General features: G+C 40.7%; 11 protein-coding genes. 4 read left to right on the forward strand and 7 right to left on the reverse strand.

Features of this window, described 5'->3' with window-relative positions:
- Window positions 1–70: 70 nt before the first annotated feature.
- On the reverse strand, window positions 71–910 hold the full coding sequence (locus tag D3P12_RS02290; RefSeq protein WP_118193469.1) for a tetratricopeptide repeat protein: 840 nt from the start codon (window positions 908–910) through the stop codon (window positions 71–73).
- Between the two features lie 21 nt (window positions 911–931).
- A complete protein-coding gene (locus D3P12_RS02295) occupies window positions 932–1,222 on the reverse strand; it encodes an HU family DNA-binding protein (protein ID WP_118193470.1) in 291 nt (96 codons plus the stop codon).
- Window positions 1,223–1,462: 240 nt separating this feature from the next.
- Between D3P12_RS02295 and mutY the strand changes: the two genes are divergently transcribed.
- Window positions 1,463–2,512, forward strand: coding sequence for an A/G-specific adenine glycosylase (gene mutY / locus D3P12_RS02300; protein WP_118193471.1), 1,050 nt, complete (start codon window positions 1,463–1,465; stop codon window positions 2,510–2,512).
- A gap of 11 nt (window positions 2,513–2,523) precedes the next feature.
- Complete coding sequence (locus tag D3P12_RS02305; protein WP_118193472.1) at window positions 2,524–2,949, forward strand: single-stranded DNA-binding protein; 426 nt, start codon at window positions 2,524–2,526, stop codon at window positions 2,947–2,949.
- A 59-nt stretch (window positions 2,950–3,008) separates the two neighbouring features.
- Here D3P12_RS02305 and aspS read toward each other — a convergent pair whose 3' ends face one another.
- Together aspS and dxs are read right to left on the reverse strand one after the other, a co-directional pair.
- Entirely contained in the window at window positions 3,009–4,751 is a 1,743-nt protein-coding gene (gene aspS / locus D3P12_RS02310) for an aspartate--tRNA ligase (RefSeq protein WP_118193473.1), read from the reverse strand.
- 31 nt (window positions 4,752–4,782) lie between these two features.
- A complete protein-coding gene (gene dxs / locus D3P12_RS02315; protein ID WP_118193474.1) occupies window positions 4,783–6,711 on the reverse strand; it encodes a 1-deoxy-D-xylulose-5-phosphate synthase in 1,929 nt (642 codons plus the stop codon).
- A 168-nt stretch (window positions 6,712–6,879) separates the two neighbouring features.
- On the opposite strand from dxs, the gene D3P12_RS02320 reads away from it, so the two are divergent.
- A complete protein-coding gene (locus D3P12_RS02320; RefSeq protein ID WP_118193475.1) occupies window positions 6,880–7,617 on the forward strand; it encodes a segregation and condensation protein A in 738 nt (245 codons plus the stop codon).
- 6 nt (window positions 7,618–7,623) lie between these two features.
- On the opposite strand, the gene D3P12_RS02325 is transcribed toward D3P12_RS02320, so the two are convergent.
- Genes D3P12_RS02325 through D3P12_RS02335 form a run of 3 tightly spaced genes read right to left on the reverse strand, consistent with a single transcriptional unit; the run spans window position 7,624 to window position 10,986 of the window.
- Window positions 7,624–8,694 (reverse strand): dihydrodipicolinate synthase family protein, encoded by a 1,071-nt coding sequence (locus tag D3P12_RS02325; RefSeq protein ID WP_118193476.1) that lies wholly within the window; start codon window positions 8,692–8,694, stop codon window positions 7,624–7,626.
- Window positions 8,694–9,707 carry an NAD-dependent epimerase/dehydratase family protein gene (locus D3P12_RS02330; RefSeq protein WP_118193477.1) on the reverse strand — a complete coding sequence of 338 codons (1,014 nt, stop codon included), beginning with the start codon at window positions 9,705–9,707 and terminating at the stop codon, window positions 8,694–8,696. The genes D3P12_RS02325 and D3P12_RS02330 overlap by 1 nt, the downstream gene beginning before the upstream one ends.
- Window positions 9,708–9,744: 37 nt before the next feature.
- A complete protein-coding gene (locus D3P12_RS02335) occupies window positions 9,745–10,986 on the reverse strand; it encodes an Nramp family divalent metal transporter (RefSeq protein WP_118193478.1) in 1,242 nt (413 codons plus the stop codon).
- Between the two features lie 232 nt (window positions 10,987–11,218).
- On the opposite strand from D3P12_RS02335, the gene glyA reads away from it, so the two are divergent.
- Complete coding sequence (glyA, locus tag D3P12_RS02340; RefSeq protein ID WP_118193479.1) at window positions 11,219–12,490, forward strand: serine hydroxymethyltransferase; 1,272 nt, start codon at window positions 11,219–11,221, stop codon at window positions 12,488–12,490.
- The last annotated feature ends 19 nt before the right edge of the window (window positions 12,491–12,509 follow it).

A 12,509-nucleotide genomic window follows, 5' to 3' on the forward strand; every position in this document is an offset into this window, starting at 1 on the left:
TGACATTTTATGTCTTTTTCTTTTTTTTCCGCTTGGCATAATAATTTTCTTTAATGTTCTTTAAATGTTATTAATTACTCAATTCTGTGATTTTCCGATCAATGAATTGAGATAAGCTTGGATCAGCAGCTAAAGTCTTACTCTTTTCGTAAGCTTGGATAGCATCTTGATTCAAGCCAATATTTTCATAGCTCGTCGCCAAATAGAACCATACCTCAGCATCATTAGGTGTTTGCTTAAGGACTGTATTAAAACGATCAACAGCTTTATCGAACTGTCTGGATTTCATGGAAAATAAACCCAAATTATAATTTGCTTTTAAATGCTCCGGCTCTTGTTCTACTACTTCTAATAACATGGTAATACCCGCCATCGGTGTAGCACCATTTACTAACGCCGTGGCTAAGCCGGCTTTCGCATTTAAATTCTGTTCATCTAATTCAAGGGCCTTTTCGTAGGCATTTTTGGCATGCTCCATTAAAACCGGCGCCATCACTGTATCACTCAAATGTTGATACGAATCCGTAAATAAATCACCTGTTTTCAACCAGTTTTCCAAAGAAGACTCTTTTTCAGATACTTCTTCGTAAACATAAGCTGCCGGCATAGGCTTATTTACATCTAGCCAAACCGTAGCAAGTTTTTTATACACAGTCAACTTTTCATCCTCCGACGCAGTCGCCAGTTCATCTTCTACGTCTTCTATAGTCCGTGTTAGATCAGCACTTAGACCTTGTTTAGCTATTTCAGAAACAGACTCTAGAGAGAACATATCAGCATTAGAGACAGAAGCAGACTCAACATTAGTCGCTTCGTCTTCCTTAATCAGACTCTTCACAGGTTGAAGAAACAACACGACCATAAGAACGGCTACCCCCACAATTGCGATAATCTGTTTAGCGTTTAACATTCTCTCTAAGATTTATATGGTTTATTTAACTTTATTTCCAGATTTCACTTTCTCTACAAAAACTTTAGCAGGTTTAAAGCTGGGCACATAGTGCTCAGGAATTATAATTGCCGTATTTTTTGAAATATTACGGGCAGTTTTTTGAGCACGTTTCTTAACAACGAAACTTCCAAAGCCTCTTACATAAACATTCTCTCCCTCGATCATTGAATTTTTCACTACTTTGAAAAACGCTTCTACAGTTGCTTGCACATCTTGTTTCTCTAATCCAGTCTTATTGGATATTTCCGTGATAATATCTGCTTTAGTCATGTTTTTAATTAAATTTTTATTTTTAAGCTTTTCTTATTTTCTATTAACAGAATCGGGATGCAAAAGTATTGCTTTTTAATGATTAAACAAAATCATAATAAACAATTATTTCCCGAAACTTCCTATTACCCAACAACTAAGCAAGTGCATTTGAAATATTACAAAGAAAATACCACTCAGGCAAACGTCGACACAAAAGAAAATTAAATAAAAGGTCAAATTTATTTGCAATTTTTGCACATGGATTTCTCGCGGATTATCATTGAATGGTATGAACAAAATAAACGTGACTTGCCTTGGCGTGAAACAAAAGACCCCTATATTATCTGGTTGTCTGAAATTATTCTGCAGCAAACACGTGTAAATCAAGGTTTATCATATTTTTGTACTTTTCAGAAGGACTACCCCAATATTTTCGAGTTTGCTAATGCGAAAGAAGATGAGATATTACGGCGATGGCAGGGACTAGGGTATTACTCGCGCGCAAGGAATATGATCAAAGCCGCGGAAAAAGTCATTACAGACCATAACGGCGTTTTCCCGACGAGCTATGACGCACTCATTAAGCTTCCTGGGATTGGCGAGTACACTGCCGCCGCTGTGTCTTCTTTTTCTAATAATGAACCTAGAGCCGTTGTAGATGGCAATGTTAGTCGCGTACTTGCACGTTACTTTGGCATAAGTGAAGCTATTAACTCAACAACAGGCAAAAAAAAGTTCCAAAACTTAGCTCAAGAAGTACTTACAAAACAAGATCCCGGCCTCCACAATCAGGCTATCATGGAGTTTGGTGCACTCCAATGCAAACCTCAGAACCCTGACTGCAGTATCTGTCCGCTAAAAAATAGCTGTTATGCGTTCCTCAATAACTCGGTCCGAGAACTCCCTCATAAGTTAAAACCAGCAAAAAGTAAAAATCGATACTTCCACTACTTCGTTATACGTAAGAATGGCGCAATTCTCGTCCAGAAACGCACGCAGAATGATATCTGGAAAAACATGTATGAGCTGCCGTTAATTGAAACCGCTAATGCGTTGGACAATACGCAGATCCAGTTATCAGCACCATATATAGAAGCTTTCGGAACGGAGACGACAATTATTCATAAAAGTCGAACAATCAAGCATATCCTGAGTCATCAAAATATATACGCATGTTTCTACGAGATAAAAAATGTCGATGAACAACTTATGAAAAATAAATTGTGGAATTATGTTTTGATAAAAGATTTAGATAAATTAGCTAAACCAAAGCTTATATACACTTTTATTGAATCATTCTTTACTTAACCAATTAAATTATGTCAGGCATTAACAAAGTTATTCTAGTAGGGCATTTAGGAAAGGACCCCGATATACGTCACTTGGACAATAACGTAACTGTAGCAAGTTTTCCTTTGGCCACATCCGAGACTTATAATAAAGACGGGAAGCGAATGGAACAAACCGAATGGCATAATATAGTCATGTGGCGAGGGCTAGCCGAAATTGCGGAGAAATTTCTTCATAAAGGAAAGTTAGTCTATATCGAAGGAAAAATTCGAAGCAGATCTTATGAAGATAAGGAAAACATAAAGCGCTATACGACCGAGATTGTAGCGGATAGCTTCACTATGCTTGGAAGAAAAAGCGATTTTGAGGCACCGACTGACAATAGAAACAACGAAAATGAAACCTCGGTTGACTTCAAAGAAAATCAAAATGAGGATGATGATCTACCTTTTTAAGGAGATCTCCTTCGCGTATTATGCATAAATACGATTATGCATAATACGGTCTTTTCGCTTTACTTCAAATTTATTTGAAGTTCATTTAGCTGTTGTTGGGTGATGGGCGACGGAGAGTCAATCATAACATCTCTTCCTGCATTATTCTTTGGAAAAGCAAGAACATCCCGAATCGAATCCAAACCTGCAAAAATCGAAACCAGTCGATCGAACCCAAGTGCTATTCCTCCGTGAGGCGGCGCGCCATACGTAAAAGCATCCATCAAGAAACCGAATTGCGCTTTAGCCTCATCAGCAGAGAACCCTAGCAACTCGAACATCTTCGACTGGCTCTTCTGATCGTGTATACGAATCGATCCACCGCCGACTTCGATTCCATTGATTACAATATCATATGCATTAGCGCGAACACTTAATGGATCGCTGTCCAACTTGCTCAAGTCTTCAGGTTTCGGAGCCGTAAAAGGGTGATGCATCGCGTGATGCCTGTTAGTTTCTTCATCCCACTCTAGCAGAGGGAAATTAACAACCCAAAGTGGCGAATACGTTCCTTTATTTCTCAACCCCAGAAGCCTTGCCATTTCCAACCGTAACTCAGACAATTGTTTCCGCGTTTTATCAGCCGGTCCTGCCATCAAAAGCATGAGGTCGCCCGGCTTTGCAGCCATTTTTTCTGCAATGGCTCGTAATTGCTCTACGGTATAAAATTTATCAACGGATGATTTTAAAGTACCATCAACATTATAGCGTATATAAACTAAGCCACTTGCTCCAATTTGAGGTTTTCTGACAAAATCAATCAATGCATCTACTTGCTTTCTGGTATACGAAACACAGTCTTCCGCATTAATACCCACAACCAACTCTGCTGAGTTAAAAACCTGAAAATCTGATACCTTCGCTACATCATTTAGTTCAACAAACTTCATATCAAAGCGAATATCCGGCTTATCAGAACCATACAACCGCATCGCATCGGCATATTCCATTCGTGGAAAATCTCCTAATACAACACCTTTAACGGTTTTGAATAAATGCTTAATCAACCCCTCAAAAATATTTAAGATATCTTCTTGCTCAACAAAGGTTAGTTCACAATCGATCTGAGTAAACTCCGGCTGACGATCAGCTCTCAAGTCCTCATCTCTAAAACACTTAACAATTTGGAAGTAACGATCAAAACCCGAAACCATCAGTAACTGTTTAAATGTTTGTGGAGATTGGGGGAGTGCATAAAACTCACCCGGATTCATCCGACTCGGCACTACAAAGTCTCGTGCCCCTTCGGGCGTCGATTTAATCAGTACAGGAGTTTCAATTTCAAGAAACTGCTCTGCATCCAGGTATTTTCTTATTTCTTGTGCTATTTGATGTCGGAGAATAATATTCTCACGTATTGGATTTCTACGGAGATCCAAATAGCGATACTTCATTCGCAACTCCTCTCCTCCGTCAGTTTCATCCTCTATGAGAAATGGAGGAAGTTTGGCTTCATTCAATATTTCAAGCTGCGAGACTTTTATTTCTATTTCCCCCGTGGGGATCTTCAAGTTTTTACTTGCTCTCTCGATAACCATTCCCGTTACACGAATTACAAACTCCCTTCCCAATTCCCTAGCTTTCGCGCGCAGTTCAGGGTCATCTTCTGAATTGAACGTCAATTGTGTGATCCCAAAACGATCACGCATATCTACAAAAGTCATCCCTCCCAAATCGCGTGACTTTTGTACCCATCCACAAAGTTTTACTTCTTGTCCTAAATCTGCGGTGGTTAGCTCGCCACAAGTATGAGTTCTCAGCATATGTTGTATTCTATCTTAATTCGTTTGATTTTTAGCCTGCCAGCGTATCTGTTATTCTACTAATAGCCAGACTTTTGGTTTCTTTCACAATCGATTTTGCATCATATCCACACTCACTCCAAAGCTCTTCTTGTTCCCCATGCTCGACAACCCTATCAGGAATCCCCAAACGGACTACCTGCGCAAAATAGCTTTTGTCCGCCATATATTCTAGCACCGCACTTCCCATCCCGCCTTCGATAACGCCGTCCTCAATCGTAATGACCTTTTTATACTTTTTAAATACTTCGTCCAACAACTCATGATCAAGCGGTTTAACAAAACGCATATCATAATGAGCGGGATAAATGCCTTCCTCATTTAATAATAAGCGTGCTTTGCTTGCTTCATTGCCAATATGTCCAATAGAAAGAATTGCTACATCTTCTCCATCACATATCTTTCTACCTTTTCCGACCGCAATGGCTTGCATGGGCTGTTGCCAATCCGTCATCACTCCCTGTCCACGTGGATATCGTATTACAAATGGCCCCATATCCTCCAACTGAGCAGTATACATCAAGTTTCTTAACTCCTCTTCGTTCATTGGTGCCGATACGATCATATTTGGAACACAGCGCATATAAGCGAGATCATAAGCCCCATGATGAGTAGCTCCATCTGCACCTGCAATTCCAGCTCTGTCGAGACAGAAAACGACGTTCAGTTTTTGAAGCGCTACGTCATGAATCACTTGATCATAAGCACGTTGCATGAAACTCGAATAGATATTACAAAAAGGTACCATTCCTTGAGTTGCTAAACCGGCCGAGAAAGTTACAGCGTGCTGCTCCGCAATCCCAACATCAAAGGCACGATCCGGCATGGCCTTCATCATAATATTCATCGAAGATCCAGATGGCATAGCTGGTGTAATGCCCATGATCTTGTCATTTTTTTCCGCCAACTCAACAATCGTGTGTCCGAAAACATCTTGATATTTTGGAGGAACAGGTTTAGCGTTTACCGATTTCTTAATTTCCCCTGTAATCTTATCGAATAAGCCGGGTGCATGCCACTTGGTCTGATCCTTCTCTGCCATCGCAAAACCTTTACCTTTAACAGTAATACAATGCAGAAGCTTAGGCCCCGGAATATCTTTTAGATCTTCCAACGTTTTGACTAAACGCTTAACATCGTGCCCATCGACCGGGCCAAAATATCTAAATTTGAGAGCCTCAAAAAGATTGCTATTCTTTAGCAATGTTCCTTTTATACTCTTTTCAATTTTTTTAACAATCCCTAATGCATCTGGACCTAACTCAGAAATCTTGCCGAGCACAAAACCTATATCATCACGGAAACGATTATATGACTTCGAAGTTGAAATGCTAGTCAGATACTCTTTTAAGGCACCCACGTTCGGGTCTATAGACATGCAGTTGTCATTTAATATAACCAACAGATTTGTATTGGCGATACCGGCATGATTCAAGGCCTCGAAAGCCAAACCAGCCGTCATCGCACCGTCACCGATTACGGCCACATGTTGGCGATCCGTTTCACCCTTATAAGCTGACGCAACAGCCATTCCCAATGCCGCAGAAATAGAAGTTGAAGAATGTCCGACCCCAAAAGTGTCATACTCACTCTCACTACGTTTAGGAAACCCACTCAATCCGTTGTGTCGCCTATTCGTATGAAAAAGCTCACGTCGGCCGGTGAGGATCTTGTGACCATATGCTTGATGTCCGACATCCCAGACCAATTGGTCATAGGGCGTATTTAAAACATAATGTAAGGCTACTGTTAACTCAACCACACCCAAACTCGCACCAAAATGCCCTCCATATACCGAAACAACATCGATAATATACTGGCGCAACTCCTTACTAAGCTGTTCCAGATCAGACTCTTTTAGCTTTTTCAGGTCGGCGGGTGTCGTTATGTTCTTGAGTAACTCTCCCGGTTCAAAATCCATATTCAAAACTTCTTACAAAACTTTTACAAATTAAGTCATAATATTTATAACATCCTAAGCCAAGACATTCCAGAAAAAAACCTATTGGCTTACTGAGTAGTTGGACCTGGTTCAAGACTAATATAAGTTTTTTACATTTGTACTTGAAACGACAGACAAAGACGCCAAATGGATCAACCACACTTCGAAATAAACCTCCCACAGTTTGAAGGCCCATTTGATTTACTTTTATTCTTTATAGAACGCGATGAGCTGAATATACACGACGTGCCTATCGCAAAGATAACACAAGATTTTCTGAATTACATTCAACAGATGACGGCTTTAAATGTCGAAATAGCAAGCGAGTTTATCCTCGTCGCCGCTACATTAATGCGCATCAAAGCACGGACATTACTACCAAGCACTCAAGATTCAGAAGGAGAGGAGGTAGACCCAAAGGAAGACCTTATACAAAAACTGATCATATACAAGCAATTCAAAAATATTTGTGAAGAACTACGTGTTTTAGAGGAAAAGCGTAGCCATCGGGAAAAGCGCAAATACATATACCAGGATCTCGACCGTGCAGCTGAAAGCAACGACTACCAGGAAGAGCTCCAGTCGTTTGATCTATACAAATTAATGCGCGTATACGATCGGCTGCTAAAAAACCACGCTAGCCGCACACAAGAAGTAAAACATCAAGTCGTCCAATACCCCTATACGATCGAAGCTCAAAAAAAAGCAATAACAGACCTTCTCTCGATCAATGAAAAGCTCGACTTTCAGTCCTTATTAAAAAATTCAGACAATAAGGTTCATTTTGTATATAACTTCCTGGCGATCTTAGAAATGCTCCAACAGCAACTTATCGATATACAAGTTAAAAGTGGTTATAACAATTTTCAGGTAAGCGCGAGGTAAGCTACGTTAAAATGATTCTCTGTCATTTTCCAAGAAAGCTTTCACGAAATCATCATCATTCAAATGTGGATAATCTTTATAAACGCGATCAATCTCTTCCATCTGACCTGGGGATAACTCCTCATTCGGATTAAGGCACCACCTACCTTCTAACAAACCTTGTCTTCTTAAAACTTCGTGGATACCAGGTATACATCCATGGAAATGATTTGCCGGATCAAACAAGGCTGCATTCGTGTCGGTAATTTCAATTCCCCGTTTCTGCAATTCTTCGTATTGATCAACTGTCTTATTAACCTTAAAAGCTTTAATCTCTGCTAGAAGATCCACTGCTTTTTTAGTCCAAACCGCCCAATGACCCAACATTCCACCAACAAAACTCTTTTCATAAGGCTTCCCTTCAACGGTGAACCGGTAAGTCGCCAAAAGGTCAGAAACTATATTATCGTCGTTGCCGGTATACATCGCTATTTCATCTCTCCTGGAACTATTACTAACAGCACGCATGACATCAAAAGTTTGATATCTATTGAATGGCGCAGCCTTAATAGCCTTTACATTCTCAATTTCAGCAAATTTGGACCAGAAATCATAGCTGAATATCCGTCCGCCTACCGATGGTTGAAGGTAAAAGCCAAATAAAGGTATAACTTTCGCAACTTCGCGGGTTCTCTCCAGAATTTCCTCTTCTGACCAACCCTGCAATCCACCCATGCTGAGCAAACCCATATCATACCCATACTTTAGAGCTAATTCAGCTTCCTGAACAGCTTGCGGAATTGGGCCACATATTCCGGCTACTTTTAGAAAGGGTCGCTCAATAGTTGCTTTATCGATCTCATCAGCCACTACACGAATGACAGTCTCGAATAAATTAACCTCCGGATCCCTTATTTCAAACTGCGTCGAATGTACAGCCACGGCCATACCGCCTATTCCAGTAGATACGTAATAACGAGCTAAACGTCTCTGACGCTTTTCATCGAATTGACGCTCCTCAGTGAGAGCCAAAGGAATTGCTGGTATAACTGTACCTTCCTTTAAAAGTGTTTCTTGTTCTTTACTTAATGTTTTCATTAGAATTTACCCTCCCTTTCTTGAAAATGAGTCGCTTTATTAAAAAGATCCCCTCCTTCTTTTAGCCAAGTAGCTGTAATGTCGATTATTTCCCTGATAGAGACTTTAGGATAACCAAATAGCCGATGACACTCTGATGCATTACTGAGCAGCGCAGTCTCCTGCACCTCGTTGACAAATTTAGGTTCTTTATCAAACGCAACACCGAACTGTTCTGCAAGCCATTTAACGGATAGGGTCTCCGGCCCTGTAACATTCAGTACCTTCGCTGGCGATTCACAATGAAGTAACGCACGAATAGCTATTTCATTTGCATCTCCCTGCCAAATTACATTTACGTTACCCGTGCTTAAATCAATTGCTTTTCCTTCTAGTACGGCCTTTGCAACTTCCATGACCACACCGTAACGAAGATCAACGGCATAATTTAAACGGTATATTAATATTGGCGTATTATTCTTTTTTGAGAAATGCTGAAAAATACGCTCTCTACCCAAACATGATTGCCCATACTCACCAACAGGCGACGGAGCGACCTCTTCAGACAAGCCACCGCTATTTGCCGGCGAAAACGGATAGACATTTCCACTCGAAAATGCGACGATTTTCGAGTCTTTGAAATGTTCAGCAACACGGCCAGGCAAATATGCATTCATTGCCCAGGTAAATGGTTCATTCCCGTGAGAGCCAAACTTATGTCCCGCTAAATAAATGATATTTTCCACTTTAGGCAAAGCTGCTAGATCATCCTCATTTAACAAATCGGCAGCAATAGTCTCCACACCGTCACGTTCAAGGCTTTCTCGGAGCTCCGGATCAGAAAAACGTGATACCCCAATCACTCTTTTTGAGATTCCCGTATCCGCCAACGCTCTTTTTATCAATCTTGCCATACTTGGCCCCATCTTCCCGCCAATACCCAACAGCATAATATCACCATCTACCTTGGCAAGATCATCCAGCAACTCCGGAGAAGGTTTTAATAGCTCATACTCTAGTGCATCTAAATTCATATCGTAACATTTATATTTTAAAAAATCATACCCGTTTTTACTTTAAAAACATATCGTATACATTGTAAATTGCCAAGGCTAGTAAAACAACCAATCCTAGACCACCTATAATCTTAGAAAAACCCTTGTTGACATAGATTCCCATAATATCCTTTCGGTTTGCAATCGAAAACATAGCCACTCCGATAAAAGGCACCAAAAAGATAGTAATGCTTTGCGCGAAAACAATCAATTCCAGCGGGAGTTTCCCAAACAAAATAGCGATAAGAGACCCACAAACCATGACCAATCCAATCAATACTCGCGTGATCGGGGAATCTAGTTTACTCCCATAACCCAATGCATCGCTCAACAGTGTGCCTCCAAGTGTGGCATTACCGACGAGAGATGAAAATGAAGCACCGAACAGTCCCACTAAAAACATATCAGAAGCGTAAACTCCAAAAAGTGGTTCTAGAGCCTTAGCCATATCGGAAGCACTGGTCACCGAGATCCCTTGTGGATTTAGAACAGCTGCTGCACAAATCAACACGACGGCACTCATAATACCTAGAATAATAATACCGGTTAGACTACCGCTGCCCCCCTTTTTATGTTGACCGTCTTCACCAACATCAATAATCCCTTTCCGCTTTCTTTCCTGAACCAGATAAGCTTGATAAAACGCACCCGTTATAGAAAAACACGAGGCAATAAATGCGATGACCAGACCTTCTGACCCCAACGGTATGGAAGGGGCAAAACCTTGAACAATGCCTGCAATATCAGGTTTAGCGAAAAACAACGTTGTAACAAAGGAAAACAACATAATACTCACCAGAAGAATCATCAGCTTTTCAAGAATTCCATAAAATTTCCGGAAGAACAGAAGAAATATACCGATCAAATTAAAAACGACAATCCAAGTAACTGTTGATGTGGCACTGGCTTCCGCTACTGCAATCCCAACGCCGACAGAGTTACCCGCCTGAAATGAGGTAGCAACGAGGAATATACCTATACCGATAATAACAGCGGCAGCTTTGCTCCATTTCTCACGTATGATTGTTAAAAGGGAGCGGCTATCGGCTAAACCGATCCTTTCTCCGATATTAGTAAATACCGCCATAAAGAGAATAGCAACCGCGACTATCCATAGTAAAGAATAACCATACACTGCTCCTAGCTTCGTTGTTATTGTTATTTTACTAGGTCCGAATACCAACGCCGCAGTAATAATACCTGGCCCTAATGACAGCAGCCATTTGATAAGTGGGTTTTTTGTTTTTGGTTTATTCATAATCTATGTTTATTCACACATTTGCAGCCCCCAGTGAGCTTCATATCGTGTACGCACACGTAAAATCAGCAAAAAAAATACTAAACGCTGGTTTAGCATACTAAGTAACACTAAAATCCGCCGAATTGCAAATTATTTTACAATTTAACCGGTCTATGAAATTCGAAATATTTCCGACATTAAAACATTCATTTTTATATCTTTGGCTTTTATCTGATTTTATTTAGAACACATGGAAAGAGATAATCTAATATTTGACCTGATCAATGAAGAATTGGAGAGGCAAGAAGAAGGTTTGGAATTAATCGCCTCAGAAAATTTTGTAAGCAAACAGGTTATGGAAGCTGCCGGGTCTGTATTGACCAATAAATATGCAGAAGGGCTTCCCGGAAAACGTTATTATGGAGGCTGCGAGGTAGTTGACGAGATTGAAACCATCGCCATCGACCGCGCCAAGCAACTATTTAACGCCGAGTGGGCCAACGTGCAACCTCACTCCGGAGCACAGGCAAATGCAGCCGTTTTTTTAGCAGTACTGAAACCGGGCGACAAAATATTAGGTTTTGACCTTTCTCATGGTGGACATTTAACTCACGGCTCGCCGGTAAACTCCTCTGGCAAACTTTACGAACCTCATTTCTATGGTGTCGAAAAAGAGACAGGAAGAATAGATTATAAAGCGTTGGAAGAAACCGCTCTTCGCGAAAAACCAAAATTGATTATTTGTGGTGCTTCTGCATACTCACGCGATTGGGATTACAAATTTATCCGCGAAGTAGCCGACAAGATCGGAGCATTGGTATTAGCTGACATTTCCCACCCTGCCGGACTGATTGCCCGCGGACTTTTAAACGATCCTCTTCCTCATTGCCATATCGTAACAACAACAACACATAAAACGCTTCGTGGACCGCGTGGAGGATTAATCTTATTGGGTAAAGATTTTGAAAATCCATTTGGTTTGAAAACACCTAAAGGAGAGATTCGGATGATGTCGTCCTTGCTAGATCTGGCTGTTTTCCCAGGTACACAAGGAGGCCCACTTGAACATACCATCGCTGCGAAAGCAATTGCTTTCGGCGAAGCTTTGAGTGACGAATACATGGATTATATCGTTCAGGTAAAGAAAAATGCAGAAGCAATGGCTCATGCCTTCATTGAGAAAGACTATCAAGTTATATCGGGTGGAACAGACAACCACTTGATGCTTATCGACCTGCGCAATAAGGATATAACAGGAAAAGTAGCCGAACGTGTTTTAGGTGAAGCAGGTATTACCATTAATAAAAACATGATCCCTTTTGATGACAAATCGGCCTTCATAACTTCTGGAATTCGTGTAGGAACAGCCGCAATTACTACCCGTGGACTTAAGGAAGCGGATATGAAAACAGTCGTGGACTTTATTGACGAAGCATTGGTGAGCCACGAAGACGAAGAAAAATTAGCCGACATCCATAATCAAGTCAATGAAATGATGGCACGTTTTCCTCTCTATAAATAAGATTCGACCTTAAAATTAA

The sequence above is a fragment of the Pedobacter indicus genome (genome assembly GCF_003449035.1).
Taxonomy (GTDB): domain Bacteria; phylum Bacteroidota; class Bacteroidia; order Sphingobacteriales; family Sphingobacteriaceae; genus Albibacterium; species Albibacterium indicum.